The 23812-nt window shown below is 62.4% G+C and carries 22 protein-coding genes; 4 read left to right on the top strand and 18 right to left on the bottom strand.

Going from position 1 to position 23812, the window contains the following annotated elements:
• Window positions 1–65: 65 nt before the first annotated feature.
• Together NAT21_RS13835 and NAT21_RS13830 are read right to left on the bottom strand one after the other, a co-directional pair.
• On the bottom strand, window positions 66–1601 hold the full coding sequence (locus NAT21_RS13835) for an AMP-binding protein (protein WP_250939321.1): 1536 nt from the start codon (window positions 1599–1601) through the stop codon (window positions 66–68).
• Between the two features lie 52 nt (window positions 1602–1653).
• Window positions 1654–2475 carry a p-hydroxycinnamoyl CoA hydratase/lyase gene (locus NAT21_RS13830; RefSeq protein ID WP_250939319.1) on the bottom strand — a complete coding sequence of 274 codons (822 nt, stop codon included), beginning with the start codon at window positions 2473–2475 and terminating at the stop codon, window positions 1654–1656.
• A gap of 142 nt (window positions 2476–2617) precedes the next feature.
• On the opposite strand from NAT21_RS13830, the gene NAT21_RS13825 reads away from it, so the two are divergent.
• Window positions 2618–3040: a MarR family winged helix-turn-helix transcriptional regulator gene (locus NAT21_RS13825; protein WP_250939317.1), complete on the top strand. Its 423-nt coding sequence runs from the start codon at window positions 2618–2620 to the stop codon at window positions 3038–3040.
• A 48-nt stretch (window positions 3041–3088) separates the two neighbouring features.
• On the opposite strand, the gene NAT21_RS13820 is transcribed toward NAT21_RS13825, so the two are convergent.
• Window positions 3089–4051, bottom strand: a complete 963-nt coding sequence (locus NAT21_RS13820) for a PDR/VanB family oxidoreductase (protein ID WP_250939315.1) — start codon at window positions 4049–4051, stop codon at window positions 3089–3091.
• A 37-nt stretch (window positions 4052–4088) separates the two neighbouring features.
• Window positions 4089–5138 (bottom strand): aromatic ring-hydroxylating dioxygenase subunit alpha, encoded by a 1050-nt coding sequence (locus NAT21_RS13815; protein WP_250939313.1) that lies wholly within the window; start codon window positions 5136–5138, stop codon window positions 4089–4091.
• Window positions 5139–5291: 153 nt separating this feature from the next.
• Here NAT21_RS13815 and NAT21_RS13810 point away from each other — a divergent pair, with 153 nt between their 5' ends.
• Both NAT21_RS13810 and NAT21_RS13805 read left to right on the top strand, forming a co-directional pair.
• Complete coding sequence (locus NAT21_RS13810) at window positions 5292–5987, top strand: GntR family transcriptional regulator (protein ID WP_250939310.1); 696 nt, start codon at window positions 5292–5294, stop codon at window positions 5985–5987.
• 90 nt (window positions 5988–6077) lie between these two features.
• Window positions 6078–7235, top strand: a complete 1158-nt coding sequence (locus tag NAT21_RS13805) for a hypothetical protein (RefSeq protein WP_250939309.1) — start codon at window positions 6078–6080, stop codon at window positions 7233–7235.
• Between the two features lie 68 nt (window positions 7236–7303).
• On the opposite strand, the gene NAT21_RS13800 is transcribed toward NAT21_RS13805, so the two are convergent.
• Both NAT21_RS13800 and NAT21_RS13795 read right to left on the bottom strand, forming a co-directional pair.
• Window positions 7304–7588 (bottom strand): hypothetical protein, encoded by a 285-nt coding sequence (locus NAT21_RS13800; RefSeq protein ID WP_250939308.1) that lies wholly within the window; start codon window positions 7586–7588, stop codon window positions 7304–7306.
• A gap of 147 nt (window positions 7589–7735) precedes the next feature.
• The gene (locus tag NAT21_RS13795; protein ID WP_250939307.1) at window positions 7736–8296 is read right to left on the bottom strand and encodes a TetR/AcrR family transcriptional regulator; all 561 of its coding nucleotides are present in this window, start codon (window positions 8294–8296) and stop codon (window positions 7736–7738) included.
• 95 nt (window positions 8297–8391) lie between these two features.
• Here NAT21_RS13795 and NAT21_RS13790 point away from each other — a divergent pair, with 95 nt between their 5' ends.
• Window positions 8392–9594 carry an MFS transporter gene (locus NAT21_RS13790; protein WP_250939306.1) on the top strand — a complete coding sequence of 401 codons (1203 nt, stop codon included), beginning with the start codon at window positions 8392–8394 and terminating at the stop codon, window positions 9592–9594.
• Here the strand turns inward: NAT21_RS13790 and NAT21_RS13785 are convergent.
• Genes NAT21_RS13785 through NAT21_RS13730 form a run of 12 tightly spaced genes read right to left on the bottom strand, consistent with a single transcriptional unit; the run spans window position 9538 to window position 23662 of the window.
• Window positions 9538–10239: an RraA family protein gene (locus tag NAT21_RS13785; RefSeq protein WP_250939305.1), complete on the bottom strand. Its 702-nt coding sequence runs from the start codon at window positions 10237–10239 to the stop codon at window positions 9538–9540. The genes NAT21_RS13790 and NAT21_RS13785 overlap by 57 nt on opposite strands.
• Window positions 10229–11005 carry an IucA/IucC family C-terminal-domain containing protein gene (locus NAT21_RS13780; protein ID WP_250939304.1) on the bottom strand — a complete coding sequence of 259 codons (777 nt, stop codon included), beginning with the start codon at window positions 11003–11005 and terminating at the stop codon, window positions 10229–10231. Before NAT21_RS13780 ends, NAT21_RS13785 begins: the two co-directional genes overlap by 11 nt.
• Window positions 11002–11793, bottom strand: a complete 792-nt coding sequence (locus NAT21_RS13775; protein WP_250939303.1) for an ABC transporter ATP-binding protein — start codon at window positions 11791–11793, stop codon at window positions 11002–11004. The genes NAT21_RS13780 and NAT21_RS13775 overlap by 4 nt, the downstream gene beginning before the upstream one ends.
• 6 nt (window positions 11794–11799) lie before the next feature.
• On the bottom strand, window positions 11800–12828 hold the full coding sequence (locus tag NAT21_RS13770; protein WP_250939302.1) for a FecCD family ABC transporter permease: 1029 nt from the start codon (window positions 12826–12828) through the stop codon (window positions 11800–11802).
• Window positions 12815–13804 (bottom strand): FecCD family ABC transporter permease, encoded by a 990-nt coding sequence (locus NAT21_RS13765; protein ID WP_250939301.1) that lies wholly within the window; start codon window positions 13802–13804, stop codon window positions 12815–12817. Before NAT21_RS13765 ends, NAT21_RS13770 begins: the two co-directional genes overlap by 14 nt.
• A complete protein-coding gene (locus NAT21_RS13760; protein WP_250939299.1) occupies window positions 13801–14733 on the bottom strand; it encodes an ABC transporter substrate-binding protein in 933 nt (310 codons plus the stop codon). Before NAT21_RS13760 ends, NAT21_RS13765 begins: the two co-directional genes overlap by 4 nt.
• A 22-nt stretch (window positions 14734–14755) precedes the next feature.
• Window positions 14756–16669 carry an IucA/IucC family protein gene (locus tag NAT21_RS13755; protein WP_250939297.1) on the bottom strand — a complete coding sequence of 638 codons (1914 nt, stop codon included), beginning with the start codon at window positions 16667–16669 and terminating at the stop codon, window positions 14756–14758.
• Window positions 16666–17448, bottom strand: a complete 783-nt coding sequence (locus NAT21_RS13750; RefSeq protein ID WP_250939295.1) for an HpcH/HpaI aldolase family protein — start codon at window positions 17446–17448, stop codon at window positions 16666–16668. Before NAT21_RS13750 ends, NAT21_RS13755 begins: the two co-directional genes overlap by 4 nt.
• Window positions 17438–19300: an IucA/IucC family protein gene (locus NAT21_RS13745; protein WP_250939293.1), complete on the bottom strand. Its 1863-nt coding sequence runs from the start codon at window positions 19298–19300 to the stop codon at window positions 17438–17440. The genes NAT21_RS13750 and NAT21_RS13745 overlap by 11 nt, the downstream gene beginning before the upstream one ends.
• A 15-nt stretch (window positions 19301–19315) precedes the next feature.
• A complete protein-coding gene (locus NAT21_RS13740; RefSeq protein ID WP_250939291.1) occupies window positions 19316–20698 on the bottom strand; it encodes an MFS transporter in 1383 nt (460 codons plus the stop codon).
• Window positions 20695–21903, bottom strand: a complete 1209-nt coding sequence (locus tag NAT21_RS13735; protein ID WP_250939289.1) for a type III PLP-dependent enzyme — start codon at window positions 21901–21903, stop codon at window positions 20695–20697. Before NAT21_RS13735 ends, NAT21_RS13740 begins: the two co-directional genes overlap by 4 nt.
• Window positions 21896–23662 carry an IucA/IucC family protein gene (locus NAT21_RS13730; protein ID WP_250939287.1) on the bottom strand — a complete coding sequence of 589 codons (1767 nt, stop codon included), beginning with the start codon at window positions 23660–23662 and terminating at the stop codon, window positions 21896–21898. The genes NAT21_RS13735 and NAT21_RS13730 overlap by 8 nt, the downstream gene beginning before the upstream one ends.
• Window positions 23663–23812 lie beyond the last annotated feature (150 nt).

Below are 23812 nucleotides of genomic sequence, written 5' to 3'. Positions count from 1 at the left end.
ATGGCACATCAGGGGGGGAGGCGCGCTATAAGGCAGCTCTAGCGCTTTGGTCCAGGAAAGGCCTGTCAATCATCGTCGCGGGGGGTATCCTCCGCGTCATCCTCCTCGCGCAACTGGTAGCGAAGCAGTTTGCCGGAGGCGGTGCGGGGCAGACTTCGGGTAAAGGAAAATCGCGAAGGCACCTTGTAGCGTGCCAGATGTGCCTGACAGTGACTGCGCAGCGCCGGTTCGCTTTCCTGCATATCGACACCGGCATGAAGAATGATGTGAGCATGGCCTGTTTCACCCCAGCGCTCATCTGGCATCCCCACCACCGCCGCATCCTGAACCGACTCATGGGCCAGCAGCACCGCCTCGACCTCGGCCGGGAAGACATTCTCGCCACCGCTGATATACATTTCCTTGATGCGCCCGGACAGGGTAATGAAACCCTCTTCATTGCGGTAGCCTATATCCCCGGTGCGAAACCAGCCCTCTGGCGTAAAGGCCGCTGCCGTCACTTCCGGCTGCTTCCAGTACGCACGTGTGACCCCCGGGCCCCGCACCAGTATTTCACCGATCTCGCCATCCGGCAGCGCCTCTCCGCGGGTGTCCACGATGGCCACCGACATCAGCGGCCCGGGCAGCCCGGCCGACCCGGCCTGCGTCCAGATCCGCTCCGGATCAAGCGGCACGTGCATGATGGTGCCGGTTTCCGTCATGCCCACACCATTGGACATCATGATGCCCCGGGTCAGCCACCAGCGAATATCCTCTGCCGGACAGGGCGCGCCGCCAGTGAATAGCCCTTTCAGCGTACGCCAGCGATCCGGCTCGAAATTATCCTGGCGACGCAGCTGGATGGCCATTTGTGGTACGCAGAAGTAATGCGTTACGCCGAGCGCCGGATCACTCAACCAGTCATTGGTCCGGGCTGGATCAAACAGATGGGAAATGATCACCTGTCCACCGAACAGCATTGGCGAACGCAGGCAGGGAATCAGACCGATGACATGAAACATCGGGGCATCGCACAGGGACACACTGCTGCTGGAGGTCTCGCCCAGCACCGCAAAGTTCATGGCATTGGCATAAATGTTGTTGCGGGTAATCTCGACGCCCTTGGGCCGCCCGGAGGTGCCGGAGGTATACACCAGCATCGCCAGCGTCTCCCCCGGCGGCATCGGCCTGTTCCGGGCCGGCGCGGCACGATCCATGGCCTCGCGCAGCACCTCCATGGGCCGTTCCGTCCAGCCTGCATCGGCGCCACATGCCAGGGGGCGGGCAATATCCGTAATGACCAGCCGAGGCGTGCAGTCAGCCAGAATCTGTCCGATTTCGGCCGGCGACAGCCGATGATTCAGTGGTACACCTACCGCGGCCATGCGTTCCAGTGCCAGCAGCAGCGTCAGCAGATCGGCGCTGTTACGAGCAACAAAGGCCACACGGTCGCCGGCACGAATGCCATGGTCGTCAACCAGTACCGTCATCGCCTGTTGAATGCGGTTATCCCACTCTTTCCAGGACCAGTGCTGTCCGGTGGCCATATCCGTACAGGCTGGTTGTTGCGGACGACCCTGGCCGTGCATCCGGACCGGGTCGGACATCATGAACTCTGACATGCTACCTGCCTCACCGTGGCGGGAAGGAGCCGGGGACATCCCCGGCTGCGGGCTATTTCTGACGGGACTTGTCGTAGGCACCCAGTCCCGGCTTGTAGCTTTTCTCATCGATGAACTGACGAATGCCTTCCTTCCGCCCTTCACCATCAAAGAAATTGGCTGCTTCCTGCGCCCGCACCAGATAATCCTCGGCGTTGTCGTAGGTCATGTCAGCCACGCGGCGCACGGCATCCTTGGTCGCCTTGAGGGCCACCGGGTTCTTCTCGAGCAGCGTTGCGGCCACCTCGGCCACCCGGGTTTCCAGCTGATCAAGAGGCACACTTTCATTGACCAGCTTCCATTCGGCCGCCTTTTTGCCGTCGATCAGTTCACCGGTCATGGCGTGGTACATGGCGTCACGCATCGACAGGAGATCCACCACGACCTTGGTCGCGCCCCCCCCGGGCAGGATGCCCCAGTTGATTTCGGACAGGGCAAACTGCGCCTCATCCGCGGCAAAGGCCAGATCACAGGAGAAAAGCGGCCCGTAACCGCCACCAAAGCACCAGCCATTGACCATGGCGATGGTCGGTTTTTGATACCAGCGCAGCCGGCGCCACCACCCGTAGGATTCCCGCTGGGAGCGCCGTACCCCCTTGAGGCCCTCACGCTCCGTTTCACGAAAGTATTCCTTCAGATCCATTCCTGCCGTCCAGGCACTGCCCTCTCCGCCCAGTACCAGAACCCCTACGTCATCATTGAATTCAAGCTCATCCAGTACCTCCATCATTTCCCGGTTCAGGGCCGGGCTCATGGCGTTGCGCTTTTCAGGCCGGTTGAAGCGAACCCAGGCCACGCGGTCCTTGATGTCACAGGTTACAAGCTCGTTTTGCATCTTCATCTCCAGAGGGCATCGCCATTGCGGAATTAACTATTTCATATAGCTATTTATGCGATATTAAACACTGCACCGTCAATGCCAACGCGTTATTCTTTAGCCGCAGACAACAACTGAATGATCTCCCAAGGACACGACCATGCAGGGAACGACACTGAACAGCCTGATCGGCTACCATTTGCGGCGCACGAGTACCCTTGTCACGTCTCACCTGGTGGATACGCTCAAGCCGCTGGGGCTGCGCCCGGTGACCTTCAGCATTCTTTGCCTGCTACGCGAGGCGCCCGGACTGACTTCCAGCGACATTACCCGCCGGCTCGGGCTGAAAAGCGCCAATACCGCCACCCTTCTGGGCGAACTGGAAGCGCGGGGCTGGATCGAAAGAAGGGACGATGAGAAGGACCGGCGCGTCACGCACCTGCACCTGACCGACACCGCAGTGACAACCCTTGAGGAAGCACTCACGCTGGCGCGTGAGCACGAGGAAGACCGGTTCAGTGCCCTGGACAGCACCGAACGCCAGACCCTCAAGGCCCTGCTGGCCAGAGTCTGGCAGGAATAGAACTTGCGTGCGGTATCGCCCCTCGGTCGCGCTGCCGAGGGCATCCTGTCAGAGATCAAGCACCAGTGTCGGCGTCAGCGAGCGTGAGCAGCAGGGCGTGAATTGATCGTTGGCGGCATGTTCCGCATCATCCATGTACAGATCCCGGTGGTCGGGCGTTCCCTCCAGTACTCGTGTCATGCAGGTACCACATACGCCCTGCTCACAGGACACCATGATCTCGATACCATTATCGCGAAGCACCTCATACACCGTTTTATCCGACGGTACGGTAAAGCGCGTACCGCTGCTGGCAACCTGAACCTCGAAACTCTCGCTATCGCCTGCAGAAGGTGCCGCTCCGGCAAAATACTCGGTATGCAACTGATCCGATGACCAGCCGGCGGCTCGGCAGGTCGACAGCACGTGATCAATGAATCCGGCCGGGCCACACACATACAGATGTGTGTCCGGATCAGGGGGCCCGGCCACCTCGCCAACCGACAGCTGCGTCCCCTCATCATCGATATACACGTGCGCCCTGTCGGCCCACGCGGCCTGGGTAATGTCCTCCAGAAAGGCCATGGCCTGTCGCGTGCGGCCGCAGTAGTGCAGTTCGAACTCCGCGTCCGAGCCGGCCAGACGTTCCGCCATGCACAGCAGTGGTGTAATGCCGATACCGCCGGCCATCAGCACCGTACGCCTGGCGGGTTCCAGCGGAAAATGGTTTTTGGGAGCACTGATCTGGATCAGGTCCCCCTCCTCCAGCGTATCGTGCATCCCGATGGATCCTCCACGCGACGATGGCTCACGCAGCACGGCAATGCGGTACTGGTCCCGGTCCGTGTCGGTATTGCACAGGGAATACTGGCGAATCAGCCCCTCTCCGACACGCACATCGATATGCGCGCCGGCACTGAAGGCCGGCAGGGGCCGGCCATGTGGATCCGCCAGGATAAACCCGGCAACGGTTTCGGAAGCGCGCCACTTTCTTTCGACGCGCACAAACAGGGACAGTGACGTATCGTTCATGACAGATCTCCCGACGAATGCTGGTGGCCATGCTCCCTCATGCCGCGGGACCTTTGGCCGCTGCGGTTTCTTCCTTGATGAAGCGCTCGATCACACGACGCGCCTGAACTCCGCCACTGTCGATATTGAGCTTGAGCAGATTACGGTCAGGCCAGTGCAGCAGGTTGCGCTGCTGGGATTCGAGCATCTCCAGATCTTCGCTGAAGATCTTTCCCTGCCCTTCTCGAATGCGATCGGTCAGCGCCTGGTCGGTCGGATTGAAGTTACGGGCCATGCCCCAGAAGTACCAGTGTGAGGTGTCGGTTTCCGGAGTGATGAAATCCACCACTATGCTGGACGCCTTGTACTCGGGCGGGGCGTCATACCCGCCGTGGCCGGCATGGGCCACACCGACCTCGATCAGCACATGGGTCGGCGGCGAAAAGCGACAGATCTGCCAGCGGTCCACCGGCACATCGGAGGCCAGATTGTTGCCTTCCAGCGCAGCCTGCCAGAACGGCGGCGCCATGATGCCTTCCATGGTGCGACGCGTAATGACTTCATCGCCGTTGACCACGGTTTCAGGAGCGGCCTCCTCGATTTCAGGCTGACCGATACTTGAGGCATGGACGTAGGTCTCATGGGTCAGATCCATCAGGTTGTCGATCATCAGTTCAGCGCCACACTGGATGTGATACATGCCTCCGCCATAGGCCCAGTCCGGATTGTCCGCCCACTCAAGGGTCGGGATCAGCGAAGCGTCTGCGGCGGCGCTGTCACCGGGCCAGACCCAGATAAACCCGTAACGCTCCTCGACCGGATAGGCCTTGATGGCCGGAAAGCCCCGAACCCGCTGCCCGGGCATGTCGCTGCACTGCCCATTACAGCCCATTTCCAGGCCGTGATAGCCACACACCAGTACGCCGTCACGGACAAATCCCAGCGACAGCGGCGCACCGCGGTGGGGGCAAAAATCTTCCACAGCAGCAACTTTGCCGCCTTCACCACGGAAGAAGACAATCCGTTCATTGCAGATGGTACGGCCCAGCGGGCCGGACTCGATATCATCGGGCAGACAGGCGACATACCATGCATTTCGGGGGAACATGGACATACTCCTCAGGGGTCGGTATCAGGTAGTTATTTTCTTATTGGATCCAAAGTACACGCCATAACCACTTTTGAAGGCAATATATGCTTTGGTTGGATCCATAATTGGCACATTGATTCTGTAAACGGCAACTCACTGAAAAGGAACGACATGAGCGACAACTCAAGCGTGGTGGCTCGACTGCGAAAATTGATCAGCGAGGGTCATTACCCCCCGGATGAACGAATTGCCGAGCTGCAGGTCGCCGAAGAACTGGGTGTATCGCGCACGCCGGTCAGACTGGCCTTTCGCACTCTGGAGCAGGAAGGATTGCTGGTACGCGTCAAAAGCCGCGGCTTCAAGGTACGTCACTTCACCGAGCAGGATATTGTGTGCGCAATTGAAGTGCGTAGCGTGCTGGAAGGGCTTGCCGCCCGGCGACTGGCCGAACAGGGTATTTCCCCCCAGGTACTGACGGCTCTGGAGCAGTGTCTGGATGACGGCCAGGCCGTTCTGGCCAATGGCCATCTGAATCATGATGACGTTGCTACCTGGGCCAGGGTCAACTCCCGCTTTCACGGGCTGATCGTGCGGGCGACCCAAAGTGATGTCATTGCCGATGCCTTGGCCCGCAACAATCACCTGCCGTTCGCCTCGTCGGATTCATTGCTGGTAGACAGCGACCACCTCGAACGGGAATACCAGAAACTGGTAGTGGCCCAGCAGCATCACGTACTGATCGTGCAGGCGCTGCGAGGCGGGGAAGGCAGCCGGGCCGAAATGCTGATGCGTGAACATGCCTATATCAATATTCGCTATGGTCGCCTGTTCGGGCTGGCGTATCCGCTGGCCGATGTATCACGCTGACAGCTGCCGAGGCATGGTTCACCCTTCGCGGCTCACGTATGATGCGCCGACTGCCCGTCGGGCGGCCTACCCTGTTTACATCGAGGGCTTATGTATAAATCGCTGTTGGCCGGCCTGGTGCTGGCGTGTTTCACCACTATCGCTCACGCCGATACCGACACGTTCTTTGATCGCGACAAGGCATTCAGCCAGCTCAAGGACGCAGTGGCATACTTTGACGAGATCGGCACCCTTCCAAGGGACAAGTGGTTTGCCCGTGACCAGGCCTCGGCCACCTCGGACATGAACAGGCTGATCGACGAAGCCATGGAGACCCTGGACGTGCCCACGCTGGTCGACATGCGCCGTCAGTACCGGGCGCTCGAAGACCACATTGCCGACGAGCGCACCCGCATTGCCGAGCTGAAGGAGAAACGGCTGACCGCGCCGGATACCGAGGTGTCGACGCTGACCCGCTATACCCCGACCGACATGCTCAAGACATTTACCGCCTCGACTCGCGGTGACTACGAGCTCTTGATCAAGGCGCGTCAGGACAATATCAGCGCCTGGCAACAGGATATGGACACCATCGAGCAGCAGATGGCTGAGGCCCTGAACAGCATTGGCGTCACCCTGTCCGCTGCCGAAGTCGATACCTGGCTCTCCTCCGCCGTGGGTGATGACGTGCTGTCGATGAGTGCGGTCTTTGCCAGCATCAAGGCCGTTACCGGCCAGCTGGCCCGGTTGACCGAAGACAGCGGAGAAGACCTTTCCTATGCCAGGCGCTATTACGGCATGGTCATGATCCTGCACAAGCTGGTAGTGAGAATGCAGCAGCAGTTCATCGATCATGTGGACCAGGACATTCTGCCGGTACTGACCGAGTTTGACCGCCAGGCCCAGGCCAATATTGCCCAGGCACGGACCCTGATTCAGCAGGGCGGCAACCGCTCAAGTCTTTCCGGCAACATCGAGGCCAACCAGCTGACCCGCCAGGCCATCGCCCTGTATACCCGTCTGGTGAGTCAGCAGCGTGACAGGGTGCGTCAGTCACTGGCACGAAGTCAGCAGGAGGCACAGGTGGCCGTTAATACCTACCGCACCGTCAACCTGAGCTCACAGGTATCCGGCCTGATTCGGGAAGGCCAGAAGACCTTCCTGGCCCTGTCCAACCTGCAGATTCCGGCCACCACCACCTTCAAGAATCAGCAGATCAAGGAAGAGTTCCGGAAACTGACGGAGCGATTGCGCGCAGCCGGACCATGACAGGCCCCCGACACTCAAAACGCCCCGGGCAGCTTCACTGCGCGGGGCGTGCGTATTGACACCATGGCTTACCAGTCGGCGCGATGGCCCACATCCGGCGTATCGGTGGTCATGGCGGGCAGGGACGTATCGAGCACACCGTGCGACAGGTAGGCCTGGGTTCTGGCCATGCTGATACTGGTACCGCGAATGTCATGAATGGGTGCATACCCCACTGACTCGAAGGCAGGCGCGGTGCGGGTGCTCAACGGCTCGCTGTGAATTCGACCGGCATGATCGGTAATGGCACTGGCATGTGCTGCCATCGGTAGTATGGAAAGGCTCAGGGCCGCGACAAGGTGGCGTACGTTCATTGGATACTCCAGTAATCAGGTGATGTCTTTCTCTGGGCACCAATTTACCTAGCATACTAACAAAACCCCAATATAAACTTAGCATGCTAACGATACAGTTCACCTATCGCATCCTCCACGAGGATCGAACCAGTCCGTGGCAGCGACTCACATGCTCCCCAGAGCCCGCGCAATACAGCGCCTGAGCCATGACTCGGACACCGTATCGGGTGCGTAACTCAACCGATAGGTCAGGGGCCCCATGATCAGATCCAGCAGGGTGTCGATATCGCAGGAGACGATTTCTCCCCGGGCATGGGCACGGGCCAGAAACAGCGACACCTGATCACACTGCCACTGCCGGCAGCGGCCCTTGAGCGCTGCATCCGTACTGCCGAGCGCATCTGCCAGCACCTGCTGTCCCGGCAGGGACACCATGTCCTCCATGAACTCCCCTGCCCAGGCCAGCAGGTCCCCGGCCAGCGACCCCGTATCCTGCGGCTCTGCCTCGGGCTTCAAACGCTCGGCAGCCACGTGAGCCATCAATTCCTTGAGGCTGCCCCAGCGACGATAGACGGTGGACGGTGTAACGCCAGCGCGCTCGGCAATCAGGGGTATGGTCAGCTGATCGCGTTCGACTTCATCGGCCAGTTGCCTGACAGCGTCATGCACTGCCTGCTGGACCCGGGCGCTACGCCCACCGGGTCGCACTGCTGTAGTGGTGCGCATGCCGCCCCTCCTAACGCAAAATAATTGCTTTAAACCCGTAATGGCTTACACTGGCGGCATTCTAACGCAAAAAGTCAGCCTTAAGGACGTTCTCCATGACCGCTCCGAGTGCGACCCATTCATGGGATACGCCTGATCCTCGTCAGTTGATGTTCTATACCCTGGTACTGGTCGCATTCGTGGCCGCCTCCAGCGTCCCTACGCCCCTGTACCCGCTGTATCAGCATCAGTGGCACTTCTCGACAGCCATGCTCACGCTCGTCTTTGCCACTTATCTGTTTACCCTGCTGCTGACGCTTCTGGTAACCGGAGCCCTGTCGGACCACCTGGGGCGACGGCCGATCGTGCTGGGCGGGTTGATACTGGAGGTGCTGGCAATGGCCTGTTTCTGGGGGGCACAGGGGCTTGATACCCTGCTGCTGGCCCGCGCCCTGCAGGGCATTGCTACTGGTCTGGTGACCAGCGCCCTGGGGGCCGCCATCATCGAAAGTGATCATCTGCGCGGCCCGGTACTGGCCAGCGCCGGGCCATTGTTCGGCACCGGGCTGGGGGCATTGGGCTCCAGTATTCTGGCAGATACCGCCCCTTACCCGCTGCGGCTGGTATTTATCGTCATGATCGGTCTGTTTGCCTGGCAGATAGCGGGGCTTCGTCATCGGCGGGAATATGTAGTGCCACGCCCGGGAGCGCTGCGCTCGATGCGCCCCCGGGCGCATGTTCCTGCCGAGGTACGTGCAACCTTCCTCCGAGTGATTCCAGCCAATATTGCGTCCTGGACCCTGGGCGGGTTCAGTTTGTCTCTCGGCCCCCACCTCGTGCAGGTCATCACTGGCAACGATAGCGCCATGCTCGGCGGGCTGGTCATTTTCCTGCTGACCGCGACCGGCTCCCTGAGTGTATGGCGGCTGCGGGGGCTGCCGACCGACCGGATCCTTCGCGTCGCCAGCACCCTGCTGCCGACAGGTATGGTGATCGTACTGGCCAGCGTTTACCTGCACGCCACCTGGTTGCTGCTGGCTGGCATTACCGTGGCTGGCGTCGGTTTTGGTACGGGGTTCATGGGATCGATGCGCGCGGTCATGCCGCTGGCCCCCCCGGAAGATCGGTCATCATTAATGGCCGCATTTTATGTGGCAAGTTATCTGTCAGCCAGCCTGCCCGCTCTGATCGCGGGGGTGGCCATTCAGTACGTGGGGTTCGAACCGGTGGTCTACGTGTATGGCAGCTGCGTCGTCATGCTGTCACTGATGGTGCTGATCAACGTCCTGCGCGGCCCCGACGTCGTCCTCACGCGCTAGATTGCCCGGCCGATCCGGCGCCCCGTCTTCGCCAAACCGACGCATCAGCTCCTGGCGGCGACGGGCATCCTCGGCTTCTCGGGCCTGCACGTCGGGAAGCAGCGCCCGTGCCCGGCCCGGGGGCAAGGCAAAGACGCCATCCTCGTCACCGAAGATCAGATCCCCAGGTGCAATGCGCCGGCCCTGTAGTTCAAGCACCTGATTCAGACGGCCCCATGGGCGCTCGGAATGGATGGTCAAGGCACTGATGCCCTGATGAAATATCGGCAGGTCAAGCGTACGCAACGCCGCCACGTCCGTCACCGAGCCGAAAATCACCACCCCGGCCAGCCCCTTCACAAGCCCGGCCAGGGTTCGCAATTCACCCCAACAGGCCAGCCCCTGCCCCCGGTCATGATCCAGCACGACCAGCACATCACCGGCGCGGGCCATGATCAATGCCTCGCGCAGGATCCGGCTGTCCTGATTATTGACCTCCACGGTCAGGGCGTTGCCGCAGATTCGGGTGCGCCGTCCCAGTGGCCGAACCTCAGCCAGATAGCCGTCATGCGTAACGTGCCCCAGCGTAGACGCCGCCAGCACTTGCCAGGCTGCTCGCTCCGACAGGGAAAGCCCGTCGCTTCGCGGGGCAAGGTCATAGGCCATGTCGATCTCTCCGGGGCTTTAACAAAGGGCAGGCATCACAGTATTCCGGCGGGCAGGTGGCCTTGAAATAAAGACAGCAGGTCTTGCGAAAACGCACCGAACCACCCGCCTCAAGCGGCGTTCGCTCACCAAGGAAATACGCCAGCGGGTTATAGGGCAGACCAAATACAGCCGGCGAGGCCGACAGGAGAAACTCGAAATCAGCGTCACGCCTTGCCTGCGCCCGAGCAGAGGGCAAGGTCTTCATTCGCCGCTCATAGAGGGAGTACACGCGAACGGCCGTGTTCTCCCACAGCATCCTCGGCGGCACGCCACTGACCTCGGTGAGCACCTGCCACAGCGGCTGCATTACTCCGGCAAAGAGCCGATGCACAAGCTGCTCACGGGCGGACGGCCGCGCCTGGTCGGGCCAGTCGTACAGCGCCGTATCTTGAAGCAGCAGGGAGGACACCCAGCACTGGCCATCATGAGAGAGATCCAGCAGGCAGTTGTCCCGCGACACATCGAGTCCGCGATCACAGGCCGACAACGCATAAAGGCCAGCCCCGGTCAGCAAAAATGCCCACCGCTTGGCCAGCAAGGAGGCCGTGATGCGTCGCCGGGGCGAGCCGATCACAGGCCCAAGCCAATCCAGCATCTCAGCGCAGTAGTCACGGTCAAGGAAGGCATCCACCGTACAGGTCTGAGGCCCGGCCTGTGTGGCAGGCATCAAGCGCAACGGACCGGTCAGAAACGCCGTATCAACCTCACCGTGCAACACCGTCATGGCGGCGCATCCCGGCCAAAGGGAATACACAGGGGCGTATGGAAGAAAGGATCCTGGATGATCCGGCATGACAGCCCGAACACTTCCTTGACCTGCTCACGGGTGACGACCTCGGACGGCGTCCCCTGAATATGCACACGGCCACGGCATACCGCGACCATGTGGTCAGCGTAACGACAGGCCAGATTGAGGTCATGCAGCACCATGACCACGGTCTTGCCCTCCTGCCGGTTAAGGTCACGTAACAGATCCAGCACCTCCATCTGATGAGTCAAATCCAGAAAGGAGGTCGGCTCGTCCAGCAGCATCAAGGGGGTATCCTGGGCAACCGCCATGGCGATCCAGGCGCGCTGGCGCTGCCCGCCTGACAGTGAGTCCACACCACGTTCGGCCATATCCACCAGCCCGGTACGCGTCAGGGCACGCTCTACCTGCCGAGCGTCCTCACGGGACCACTGATTGATCCAGCTCTGATGAGGATAGCGACCCAGGCTGACCAGCTGTCGTACGGTCATGCCCTCCGGCGCGACCGGATGCTGGGGAAGCAGCGACAACAAACGCGCCACCTCACGGGTCGGGCGGGTCTGGATATCGACACCGTTCAGACACACCTCCCCGGACCAGGGCGACAACAGGCGCGCCAGCGCCTTCAACAGTGTGCTCTTGCCGCAGCCGTTGCTGCCGACCAGCACGGATATCTGCCTTTCCGGCAAGACCACATCCAGTTCATCCAGAATACGCTGATGCTGGTAGCCAAGCGTCAGCGCACGAGCAGAGACGGTCGCCATAATGATCTAGCGCACCTCACGCAACAAAAGGCCCAGAAAAAACGGCGCGCCAATGGCGGCCACGAAAATCCCCGCCGGCAAGTCCAGCGGTAAAAACAGGGTGCGCCCCAGCAAATCGGCCAGCATGACCAGCGTGCTGCCGATCAATACTGCCAGTACCCCCTGGGAAAGCCCCGGTCGCCGGCAGACAAGCCGCGCCAGATGAGGCGCTACCAGCCCGACAAAGGCAAATGCCCCTCCCCAGGCAATGGCCACCCCGGCAAGCGTCGCCGCCAGGGCCAGCACCATGGCCCGGAGGCGCTGTACCCGCACCCCAAGGCCCGTTGCCAATGCGTCATTCAAAGGCGCCAACGGTACATGACGCATCAGCGGCACCAGCACCATCAGAAGCAGCGCGCAGCAGCCGGCCAGCGTGCGCACCGTGCCCCAGTGGGCACCATAGACACTACCGGTCAACCAGACATACGCCGACAGCGTCGTGGTCAGTGGACTGAGCACCAGTGCCAGCATCGTCAGCGCGCCAAGCGTTGCAGAGGCCCCGATCCCCATCAGCACGAGCCGGATCGGCGTCACGCCGCCCTGCCATGCCAGCCGATAAATACCCAGCGCCGTCGCAATGGCCCCGGCGACCGCCGCGACCGGCAACCACTGCATGCCAGAACCTGCCCCCAGCAACGCCATATACCCGACGGCCGCGGCACTGGCCCCACTGGTTACGCCAATGATATCCGGCGAAGCCAGAGGATTACGCATCACTTGCTGCAACAGCCAGCCGGACAAACCAAGCGCTCCCCCCACCAACGCCGCCAGCACGATGCGTGGCAGACGAAGCTCGGTGACAATCATGCCGGCCGGGGTGGACGGGGCTCCCCATGCCGCCCACAGTGCCGCAGGCGTTAATACCACCTTGCCCAGTGACAATGACACCAGCACCACTGACACCACGACCAGCAGCGCCAGACCAACACGGCCGCTGCCCTCACGGCACCACTGCCGTGAAAATCCCGGCGTTCGGGTCAGGTCACGCTCGGCCATGTCCACCTCCCTGTCGGCGTACCAGCGTAATAAACAGGGGGGCGCCGATCAGCGCAGTCATGACACCAATCGGTATTTCCCGCGGGAGTATCACGGTGCGCCCGATCACATCAGCCAGCAGGAGCAGCGTGGCCCCCATCAGAGCACACCCTGCCAGCCAGATACGATGGTCTACCGGCAGTAGCCGTCGGGCAATATGCGGCACGATCAACCCCACAAAGGCAATATTGCCGGCCATCGCCACCGAGGAACCGGCCAGCAGGATCACCAGCACCACCATCAACAGCTGCAGCCGCGCCACACCGACGCCGACGCCACGAGCAATCGCCTCGCCCGCGGCCAGTACATTCATGCTTCGCGCCAGAGGCCGGCAGGCAAACAGTGCAACCAGCGCCACCCCCATCAACGGGGTAACCTCCGCCAGCGGACGCCCGGCCACTGACCCTGCCAGCCAGAACAGGACGGTATCCAGGCCTTGCTGATCGATCACCAGCATGGCCTGGCTGAACGAGGTAAACAGCGCCGTGATGGCAGCACCGGCCAGCACCAGCTTGAGCGGCCCCCCGGACGCCTGTCCACGCATGGCCACGGCCCATACCAACAGGGCCGCCAGGGCCGCCCCGGCAAAGGCCCCGCCATACCACAGGGAAACGCCCGCGCCAGGCCAGAGGGATACCAGCATCACCATCACGAACAGGGCTCCGGCATTGACCCCCAACAGCCCAGGCGAAGCCAGTGGATTGCGGGTCAGGGTCTGCATGACGCCGCCGGCCACGGCCAGACAGGCCCCGGCGACCAGCGCCACCAGTGTTCTCGGCACACGGGTGGTGCGTATTACCAGCCCCTGCACATCGGTAGGCGACGCCGACAACAGCGCGTGCCCGACAGTAGACGGCCCGTACCAGACCGCTCCCGCCATCAGGCTAAGCCACAGACTCGCCAGCAACAGAACCAGCATCATGACAAGACGCGTCATGACTGCACCTCACGCCGGTCAAGCCAGTGCTCGATGTCATCAAGCATGGCAAACACCCCCAGCATGCCACCGGACAGGCTCCATGCGACTGTATCCACCGGCACCACCTGACCATGGCGCGGCGCGGCGAGGCGTTGCCACAGAGGGTGATGAATCAACCGTTCATAATGAGCTGTCACGGCCGGCGAATTGCTGTGGCGCATTACGAAAAAAAGTGACGCATCAATGGCCGACACACTTTCAACACCACCCAGCTTGAGCATCACACCACCCGCCTGACGGGCGGTTGCGTTCCATCGAAACCCAAGCGCCGATAACACCTCGCCGCCAAAACTGGCCGGGAGGTAGCTGCGGATCTGATCAGCACGTACATCAATCAGTGATACGGTCATCGGCCAGTGCGGCGCCAGGGTCACGGCAAGGCGTGCCCTGAGCGCCACGATACGCGCCGCGTACTGGCTTTCCAGCCAGTCGGCGGCAGGCCTTTTCCCCAGGGCACGGGCCATGCTCGCCAGCGTGTCATGAAAGCGATAGACATCCTCCAGCATGATCACCGGCGCGATCCGGGTCAGCAGCGGCGCAATTTTTTCATGGCGAAACCGGGAGGCCACAATCAGGTCGGGTTGAAGCATGACAATATCTTCAAGGCTGGGCTGGGTTTCCAGCCCGACCAGCGTGGCATCACACAGTGCAGCACGAAGGTAGGGATACACCGGTGGGTCCTGCCATGACTCGACCACCCCGACCGGCATGACACCCAGCGCCACGGCAGTATCCGTGGCGCCCTGAAACAGCGTCACCAGCCGTGGGCGCGCCCCGGCCGCCGCCAGCACGGCCTGAGGCGCTACCGCCCAGATGCAGGCCATGCCCAGCAGAGCACGCCGGGACACGCCACTGCGCCGGGTCATCCCCGATACCGCCTGCTGCATTTATCCTCCAGTGTCAGGCGCATCACGCGATGCGCTGTAACGGATTAACGGCCCTGCCGGTGCCAAACGGCATGCTGCCCGGCCCGCCGGCACGCACCATGATCGGCCCGACCAGATGCTTGAACGGCCAGTACGGCGCGTCGAACAACTGCTTGATCAACAGCGCACGCACCGGCGCGGTAAAGGGAATATCGTGTATCTGCCGGCGTAACTGCCTGGCCACTTCCTGCCAGAGCGTGGACACTGGCATCTCGAAATGAGACGCAATAGTATCAACAACAGCCCGCACATTGACTTGAATGGCCAGGGTTTGCAACCAGAACAACAGGCCCGCCAGGTCATCGTGGTAAAGCGTATTCGAGTGCCCCGGCTTGATGCGGTACTCAGGATCGGCAAGGCCCGCGGCCTCCAGGGCCGGGACAGCAATCCGCAGGGAATCATGGTCACGCAGCACCATGCCGGTGATCCGCCCCTCGCGCCATACCAGCACCGCATTTTGCCCATGCACTTCCGGCAGCATGCCCAGCCGAAACAGGCGCAGGGTGAGTTCGAAGAACACGCCGACCAGCTCACCGGTCAGCTGCACCACGTTCTCTTTACAAGGCTCAAGCCGGCGCCAGGCCAGCCAGTCATCCAGAAAGTGATGGCCACCCTCCGGCAAGGGCGTTCCCAGTGCGGCCATCGGTAACAGGCGGCACGCCGGATCGCGGGCCAGTGCCTCGGGATAACTTCTGACCATGGCGGATAAATGCCGTGGCGCTTCATCAAAAAGCGAGGCACCCTCGGGCATGAAGGCCCACCATCGCCCCTCCTCGCACAGGTGCAGTGCCTCCGCCAGCCGGGCATCGCGTGCCTGGGCCTGATGCAACAGGGCGGCGCTCAGATCGCCGTTCATCATTTTGACCGCCGGCAGGTAGCGCGACGCCCCCAGTGAGTTAACCGCCATGGGCAGCTTGACGCTGTGTCGACTGTCTCGTCCGGGCAACAGTGACCTGAGTGACGAGCTGGCCCTCCAGTCCGTCGAGGTAACCGCAAGCGTCAGGCAGTCACCGCAGGCGAAAGCCTCGGCAAGCCAATGAGGCAAGGCGTGCCGCTGCTGCCAGGGATGTACAGGCAGCGCCATGTGGCTTTCCTCAACGCCCAGGCGGTGAAGCTCGGCCGCCAGCGCGGCCTGTTCGGCAGCGGTCATCAACCACGTGGCCGGGGCATCGCCAGCGGCCACCTTCGCGCCGGTCATCAGCGCACTGCGCCTGACGGCCACCCAGGCAAGAGTCACCGGCTGGTCAAACTCGGCCACCCAGGCGACATACTCCTCCGCCGAGAGCCCTTCCTTGGCCTTGGCCGTCGGGTGATAAGGTCGGTCCAGCAGCGAGGCCCATTGCTCCATGACGGTAAAGAATGCCCACGCCGGCTTGTCGAGCAGGCCCTGATGATCAATACAGTGCGCCTGCGAGCGGGCCAGTTGCCAGGTACTGGTGGCCAGCGCATTTAAAAACACGGCCTCCCCCGCCGTGGGGTCAGGGTCGTCTGGATGAAGGCCCACACACACCTGGCGCATGAACTCATCCGGGGCAAGGGACGCACCCTCCACTGACACCGCGCCATGGGCAGGCACACACCAGACACCGCTGCCGTCGGCCAGCTCCCAGGCCTGGGTAATCCCCGGTTGCAGCACCATGAACAGCGTTACCTCGGGCGTAGTCGCCACTGTCCAGCGCCAAAGCCGTCGCGCCGGGTCTGCGCTCAAGAGGGACATCGCCGAGTGACCGGCAAGCCACAAGGAGGCCTCATCGGCGTCTGACCAGATCACCGGTAGATGGCTGAACATCTCCTCGACCAGCAGTGCATCCACCAGACTGCGAAGCAGATGGCGTCGGGCTGCCTCGGCATGAAGGTCATCCGTCGTCGGGGCATCGTACGTGGAAAATGCAGTCATGAGCGAGCTCCTGTATCGGTATGTGCTTGTTCAAGGGCGCGGCGCAGTGCGCGAAAGGCAATACCGCGCTCATCGCCGAGCATGAAGGTCGTGACGCCACGCGCACGCCAGTAGGCACCGGCATCCTCGTGGCGCAGAAAGGCGGCGTAGGGTACGCCGCTGTCGAGACAGGTCCGGGCAGTATGTTCCAGCGCCGCCAGCACACGAGGATGGCTGGTATCCCAGCTGACACCCAGCGACTGGGACAGATCAGCCGCGCCTTCCAGCACCAGATCCAGCCCCGGGGTCTCGGCAATATCCCGGGCGGCCGCCACCCCCGCCACGGTTTCAATCATGGCCACCACCATGATGTGGCGATTGGCATGCGCCACGTACGTCGACAGGGCATCCCGCCCGAAGGCCCCCGGGCGCCCGGCATTCAGACTGCGGTTGCCTTCCGGGGCGTAACGGCAGGCCTGAACCGCCTGGCGCACCGTTTCCGGCGATTCAACCTGAGGGATGACAATGCCCTGCGCCCCGCCATCCAGCAGCCGCAGCATGCGCTTGGGGTCGGCATCCGGCACACGCACCAGCGGCGTCATGCGATAACGCTCCGCCGTGCGGATCATGTGCTCAATGGTTTCGGGGTTAATCAGCACGTGTTCGGTATCAATCACCACAAAATCAAAGCCGGCGTCGCCAATCAGCTCGATGGACGCGGCCGTGGGCAACGACGCCAGCACGCCAAATACGCTACGGCCGGCCTTGAGGGCCTGCCTGAGACGGTTCTCACTCAGCATTGCGCTGCTCCCCGGGCCGGAACGCCGTCAGTGGATTGGGTACGTGCCGGATACGGGGTTCGTCATCGCCAAACAACCGGCGACAGGTCAGCGCCTCCACGTCATACCCGGCATTGAACACGTCAAAGCGTTCGAATCGCTCACGGTGCTGCGGGTGCGCCTGCTGATACGCCATGATGACCTCGGCCGTCATCTGCCAGAACCGGGACTCGTCCAGGCCGTAATGCCGCTGCAGGAAAATGGCCATATCGGCCAGCGCGATGAAGAAAAAGGCATCGCAGGAGTAGTCTCGAACCGCGGCCGGGTCATCGGTAATCAGGAAGGAATTGCGGTTCAGTGCGGCGTGGCGGGCAGGCACCGGCTCAAGCTCAGGGACCTGCTGCGGATGAGCCAGATGGGCCGGACTGAAGCGTACCCCATCATGGAAGTCCTTCAGGGCCGCTCGCACCGGCCAGCCATTCCGGTGCACGATAACGATGTTCTGCCCATGGGATTCAAGCCCGATGCCTTCGGCAAACAGCAGGTGCAGCACCGGCGCTGCTGCTGCCTCGATCAATGCCCGGGTCCAGGCCATGAGGCCATACTGCGCGATCCAGGGATCAATGAAAGGTGCCGCCGGTATCCCGTCCGGAGAACGGCCACACTGACTCAGCCCATTGAACGGCACCGCCTGCTCCCCCGACCGCAGGTGCGTGGCGATATTGTCTCGCCAGATCGCGCCAAGCGCTCCGTAAACCGTGTCATGACGCAGGGCGCTGACCCTGCGCTCATCCAGGCTGACCCCGGCGACTTCCCCCAGCAAAATAAAATCCATCGCGCGGGCGGCCTCATCCTGCGCGACCAGCGCCTGAAGCCAGGCGGTAATCCGGGGCGCATTGGTGACGGTATGCCGCGCCAGCAACCGGGTGCTGGAGGTGTTGGTCAGGCTCATGGCCAGTTTAAGGCAGGGCTCGGTGGGCGTGGTCGGCGATAGCGTGCGGATCGATTGCTGGGGCACAAACCAGCTGGCACCGGCGCCCAGGCAGGCGACTTCATCACGGGCCAGTTCCGGGTACAGGGCACGCAGGCCCTGCTCCCGCCACTGCCAGGGATGTACCGGCAGCAGAACCACCTCATCACGGCGCAGGCCACGGCGATCACAAAAGGCGTCGCGCTCTGCCATCACGGCAGTCCCGGCCTGTCCGGCCATCAGGGCGTCCAGATTCACTTCATCGGTATGGCCGACCACGGCGCGCGAGGCCGGTATCGCCAGCCAGACCACCTGCAGCGGCTGGCCAAACTCCGGCCCGAAACGCGCGTTGTCCTGCAGCGTGAACCCTATGCGAGACTTGTAGCAGGGATGATAACTGTGCGCGTCCGTAAAGTACTGCTCCAGCGCATCGGCACCAAGCGCCGTGGGTGGACCTACCGGTGGCGTATAAGCCGCCGCCGACTGCAGGTCATGAAGCAGCGTCTGCTCAAGCTCTCGTACAAACCCCGGCTGGGCGGCCAGGGCCCCGGTCAGTGCATCCACCTCGCTCAGTAATGTCGGCAGTGTGAGCGCCACCGCCGGCTCCGCCGGAGACTCGATCCTGAGGCTGTCGGCTTCCAGTCGAATCAGCGAAAAGCTCTGGCACACCCGGCCCAGAGCCGTGAGTACTCGCCCCCCGGCAAGCGCCACCTCAAAGTGATGCGCGCCCGCCCTTTCGGTCACGTCATAGGCAAGCACCTGTTCATACAACAGGGTTTGCAGCAGCTGAGCCACCACGCGGCGCTCTATACGCGCTGCGTGACGCCAGTGCGCCGTCTGATCCAGAAAGGGCGTCTCCGACGTTGACACATCGGGTAAAACCGCCTGATCCATACACATCATGGGGAATATTCCTTGTCATCGAGATTCAGCGCCGGTCTGGCGAGCAATCGGAGTGGGCGTAAGACGCAGGGCGCTGGGGACTGCCAGCAGCAGTAACAGGCCAGAGAGGGTAAACAGCAGATGAAGGATGTCCGGCAGGGCAACGCCACGTGCCGGCAACAGGTCGATCGCGACAGACACCGCCACCACCGCCAGCGACGCCGTGACGCGTCGGGCGATATTACTGATGGCAGCGCCCTGGGTCGTGAGCGCCTCGGGCAGGGTATGAAGCGCGACCGTAGTGGACGGCATGTAGGACAATCCGATGCCGGCACCGCGCAGCGCCATCAGGACGCAGAGGCTGACAATGGAGGCCTCTGCCGGCAACCGGCCCAGCGCCACGGTGGCCGCGGCCGTCACGACCAGCCCGCTGCCGATGAGCCAGCGCGGCCCGTGCAGGTCAAGCCAGCGCCCACCCAGGCGACCAAAGCCACTGGCAAACACAGCGGTACACAGCAGCGCCGTGCCGGTCCACAGCGCACTGCGGCCCATTACCACCTGCACCCACAGAGGAATCAGCACCAGGCTTGAAAACATGCTGACAGAGTGCAGTACGGCCACCACCATGCCGTGGCAGAAATCGCGACGGCCGAAAATGGACAGGGCCAGCAGCGGCGCCGGGTGGTGACGTTCGTGGCGAACCAGCACCGCGCCCACCATGAGTCCGGCGACGATGCCTGCCAGCGCGTTCAGCCCGCCGCCGCGGGACATCCAGTACCCGCCCCCCATCACCAGTAGCAGCGCCGTCACAATCAGCCCGTACCCGATACCATCGAACCGGACCGGGGCCTCTGATGGTCCATCACGGCCAGGCAGACAGCGGCAGGCCCCCGCGCCTGCCAGCACGGCCAGAGGCACCTGCATGATAAAAAGCCCCCGCCACCCGCCATTTTCGACCATCAGCGCGCCGACCAGCGGGCCGACCGCGGGTACCAGCATCACCACGCTGGCCCAGACCCCCGTCACCCGGCCCCGTTCAGCCGCTGGAAATACCTTGAACAACAGCGGCAATGCCAGCGGGATGACCAGCCCGCTGGCGGCTCCCTGGACCGCGCGCGCCATCAGCACCTGGGGAAAGGAAAACGCCACCCCGCCCATCACCGCGCCGAGGGTATAAAGCGACATGCCCACCAGATATAGCCGCCGCCGGCCATAACGCTGTCCCAGATAGCTTGTGAGCGGCATGGCCAGCACCATCGAGACCATGAAACCGGAAACGACCCAGGCAGCGTGGCCGGCGCTGACTGAAAACGCCTGCATAAAGGACGGCAGGGCCGGGTTAAGCATGCTGTTGCCCAGACTGACCGTACCGGTTCCCAGCAGAACAACCTGCAGCACCCGGCGAGGCGCAGCCGTCATACCCCGCCTCCGGCCCGGCCAGTACCAATAAAGTGAAGCATGGGCCGGGGGTGACAGAGGAAATCCGCGTGGGAGATGTTATAGCCGTACGCTCCGGCCAGCGGTAGCACAAGCACATCACCCACGGCCACATCGTCCAGATACTGACCGCGGCTCAGCACATCCTTTGGGGTGCAGAGCTGTCCGACCACGGTCCACACCTGGCCTTGCCCCTCTCCAGCAGCGTGACAGGGCACATGAATAATCGGGTGGTCATGGCCCTGCGCCACCGGCAGACGAAACTGGTGCGTACCGCCACGACATATCAGGAAGTGCTCGCCATGGCTTTGCTTGCAGTCCAGTACTTCCATGACGTAGTAGCCGCAAAACGCGCTTAAATAGCGTCCGATTTCAAACCGCAGCACCGGGGCCTCCGACCAGGCGGCAAGCGTCTCACCCAGCCAGGCACAGAATGCCGGCCAGTCAAACCCGCCCTCCCCGGTGTAATCAACGCCAATGCCACCCCCCACATTCAAGTGGGTCACCCGCGCAGGATCCGCGCACAGCGCACGCCACCGGGGCCATTTATCCAGATAAAGGGCGATAAGGGCCTGATGACGTTCAGCACTTTTCTGGTGCGACATGGCATGCACGTGAAACCCCTGCAACACCAGGGCCTCGGAGGCGTCGACCCGGGCCACGGCGGCTTCAAGCTCTGCCTCGTCGATCCCGAAGGGGCTGGCGCGCCCGGCCATGTTGAGCCGGGTGGAAAACCGCGCATCCAGCGCAGGATTCACGCGAATGAATACAGCCTGTTGTCGCCCTGCTGACCGAGCCAGAGCCGACAGTCGGTCAATTTCCGACAGACTTTCAACATGGATCGCCGCAATGTCACAGGCCATGGCAGCCCGCAATTCACTGTCCAGCTTGCCGGGCCCGGACAGCAACCAGGGACGCGCGACGCGACAGGCAGCAGCGCGTTCAAGTTCGCCCCCGGAGGACAATTCAAACCCGTCCACGCTGGGGGCCAGGACCTCAAGCAGGGGCGTTTCACTGTTGGCCTTGATGGCATAGAAAAGCTCGACCCCCTCTGGCAGCATCAACCGGGTCTGCCGGGCGTGGCGCGCCAGGGCGTCCAGGTCAAACACAAAGGCAGAGACGGGGTCATCATGCTCGGCGCGTGCAGCCAGCACGGCGGCTTTCACGGTGGGGGGCAACTCACGCACAGGCCACCTCCATCGCCCACGGGCTGGGCAGGTCCACATAGCCCGCTTCACGGTCGGCGCCGGCCATCAAACGCACCTTGAGATTGGTTTTACACGGCAGTGACGCCCCGTCGAGCAGCGCATCCAGCTCCGGTGCTTCCGTCTCGCCCAGCGTGCTTCGCACTTCGACAAGGTGCTCCCTGACCTGCGCCCATAATGCTGGCGCCAGCGCCGGACGGTTCCAGCTCAGCGCCAGCACGGCCTCCGACAGATGGTTGATCAACAGGCAGTAAACGACCCGACGCCATCCCTGAGCACGGCTGTAGGTCATCGCATCACGCACATGTCCCGGGATTTCAGCATCCATCCACCGTGTGCCCTGCCCATCGACCAGCTTGATGCCTTCGAAATCGCGCAACAGCATGTCCCGCGGCTGGCCCTGGTCATGTATCAGCACACAATTCTGCAAATGGGGTTCAAGCACCACGCCGTAGCGGAAAAAAAGCACCAGCACCGGCGCGAGCAGGGTTTCCAGATATGCCGAGAACCAGTTCAGGGCGTACTGACCGGCACCTCCCTGCCGGTGTCGGGGGAGAAAGTCATCGATCAGCGCGTTTCCGTCCACGTTGCGCGCAACCAGCGTGGCGGTCAGCACGCACCGGTGCCGCCCCTCCCTGAGGCAGAAGTTTTCACGAAAAATGATGCCGGTCTGCTCCATGAACCAGCGCCGCTGCCCCTCCTCGACCTCAGGCGGCGCCCACCAGAGCACCGCGGGTTCCCGGGCAAGGCGAAGCCGCGCCAGGGCAGGGTCATTTTCAGCGACCAGGGTCTGAAGCACGCGATCAATCACCAGGGTGCCTTCAAGCTCATACCAGGCGTTCTTGCGCACACAGTTGGTGACGCGCAGATTGAGTGAGCCCTTGATGAAAAACGGCTGCTGATCCACATACCAGGTGCGAAGCGAGGCCGTTGGGCTGGCCCGTCGACCACTGGCGCCCAGGTCACGAAGCGTGCCGGATGCCAGCAGCGCCTGCACGGCCGGTGCCTGCTTGAACAGTGACGCCTGGACAGGATGCATGCTGATCACCACCTCCCCGGCCCGGGCCTGATGCTGCCGACCGACGCTATCGATGATCAAGGCCTCATCTAGGCCGTTGACGACCACTTCCAGACCACGTTTCGGGACCGCGAACTGGTACAGCGCACATTGCGCCTGATGCTCCGGCGTCACGGCGTCACGATCAGTGTCGTTCGGCCAGTGCCGCGCCTTGGGGGCCGGATGAGATGGATGGCCGAACCACAGGCCCTGTTCACTTGCCACATAATCAAGCAGCGGTGAGCCAGCCTGATGACGCGCCTGAACGATCTCGGTCATCGTCTCCAGACTGTCGCTTATCTGGGTAGCAAGCTCATCGTTACGTACGCCTTCCAGACCGGTCAGCGTGGCCAGTAGCGTCGTGACATGCTGCCCCATCGAGAAAACACACCAGTCATTCTCGTCAGGCCGCTTCATGTACAGCGGGGACAGATAGCGGTGCGCGCCAAGCGCAGAGCACCTGTCGACCGTAATAAACAGGGCCAGCCCGTCAGGCCAGTGGATGGCCAGCGGATAGACACCTTCCGCCGGGGCCACCATCAGGCCATGACGACACTCGGGCCAGTGATGAGCCAGATAGCCGCCGGGTATCGCATACTCCCTGATGATACAGTTAAGAAGCGCATGGGTGGATTCGCGCTCGCTGATGGCGCGCGCGGGATAAAACAGCTGCCGTTCGTTCATACACTCTCCGCCGGGTAAAGCTTCCAGTTGTATTCCGTCTACGGCCAGTCACAGGGTAATTATTGTGATGTGTTGTTGTAATGCGTTGCGCCCGCACAGCGGGGCAATGGGTTATTAAACAGGACACTTGAGTCATGGCAGTGGCCTCGG

Origin of the sequence: Larsenimonas rhizosphaerae, assembly GCF_023700005.1 — a bacterium.
Taxonomy (GTDB): Bacteria; Pseudomonadota; Gammaproteobacteria; order Pseudomonadales; family Halomonadaceae; genus Larsenimonas; species Larsenimonas rhizosphaerae.
This window is presented reverse-complemented; position numbering and strand designations above follow the sequence as displayed.

Bases quoted from the DNA above. Each gene is read 5' to 3' on its own strand.
- NAT21_RS13835 (WP_250939321.1), bottom strand. From the start codon at position 1,601: ATGTCAGAGTTCATGATGTCCGACCCGGTCCGGATGCACGGCCAGGGT.
- NAT21_RS13830 (WP_250939319.1), bottom strand. From the start codon at position 2,475: ATGCAAAACGAGCTTGTAACCTGTGACATCAAGGACCGCGTGGCCTGG.
- NAT21_RS13825 (WP_250939317.1), top strand. From the start codon at position 2,618: ATGCAGGGAACGACACTGAACAGCCTGATCGGCTACCATTTGCGGCGC.
- NAT21_RS13820 (WP_250939315.1), bottom strand. From the start codon at position 4,051: ATGAACGATACGTCACTGTCCCTGTTTGTGCGCGTCGAAAGAAAGTGG.
- NAT21_RS13815 (WP_250939313.1), bottom strand. From the start codon at position 5,138: ATGTTCCCCCGAAATGCATGGTATGTCGCCTGTCTGCCCGATGATATC.
- NAT21_RS13810 (WP_250939310.1), top strand. From the start codon at position 5,292: ATGAGCGACAACTCAAGCGTGGTGGCTCGACTGCGAAAATTGATCAGC.
- NAT21_RS13805 (WP_250939309.1), top strand. From the start codon at position 6,078: ATGTATAAATCGCTGTTGGCCGGCCTGGTGCTGGCGTGTTTCACCACT.
- NAT21_RS13800 (WP_250939308.1), bottom strand. From the start codon at position 7,588: ATGAACGTACGCCACCTTGTCGCGGCCCTGAGCCTTTCCATACTACCG.
- NAT21_RS13795 (WP_250939307.1), bottom strand. From the start codon at position 8,296: ATGCGCACCACTACAGCAGTGCGACCCGGTGGGCGTAGCGCCCGGGTC.
- NAT21_RS13790 (WP_250939306.1), top strand. From the start codon at position 8,392: ATGACCGCTCCGAGTGCGACCCATTCATGGGATACGCCTGATCCTCGT.
- NAT21_RS13785 (WP_250939305.1), bottom strand. From the start codon at position 10,239: ATGGCCTATGACCTTGCCCCGCGAAGCGACGGGCTTTCCCTGTCGGAG.
- NAT21_RS13780 (WP_250939304.1), bottom strand. From the start codon at position 11,005: ATGACGGTGTTGCACGGTGAGGTTGATACGGCGTTTCTGACCGGTCCG.
- NAT21_RS13775 (WP_250939303.1), bottom strand. From the start codon at position 11,793: ATGGCGACCGTCTCTGCTCGTGCGCTGACGCTTGGCTACCAGCATCAG.
- NAT21_RS13770 (WP_250939302.1), bottom strand. From the start codon at position 12,828: ATGGCCGAGCGTGACCTGACCCGAACGCCGGGATTTTCACGGCAGTGG.
- NAT21_RS13765 (WP_250939301.1), bottom strand. From the start codon at position 13,804: ATGACGCGTCTTGTCATGATGCTGGTTCTGTTGCTGGCGAGTCTGTGG.
- NAT21_RS13760 (WP_250939299.1), bottom strand. From the start codon at position 14,733: ATGCAGCAGGCGGTATCGGGGATGACCCGGCGCAGTGGCGTGTCCCGG.
- NAT21_RS13755 (WP_250939297.1), bottom strand. From the start codon at position 16,669: ATGACTGCATTTTCCACGTACGATGCCCCGACGACGGATGACCTTCAT.
- NAT21_RS13750 (WP_250939295.1), bottom strand. From the start codon at position 17,448: ATGCTGAGTGAGAACCGTCTCAGGCAGGCCCTCAAGGCCGGCCGTAGC.
- NAT21_RS13745 (WP_250939293.1), bottom strand. From the start codon at position 19,300: ATGATGTGTATGGATCAGGCGGTTTTACCCGATGTGTCAACGTCGGAG.
- NAT21_RS13740 (WP_250939291.1), bottom strand. From the start codon at position 20,698: ATGACGGCTGCGCCTCGCCGGGTGCTGCAGGTTGTTCTGCTGGGAACC.
- NAT21_RS13730 (WP_250939287.1), bottom strand. From the start codon at position 23,662: ATGAACGAACGGCAGCTGTTTTATCCCGCGCGCGCCATCAGCGAGCGC.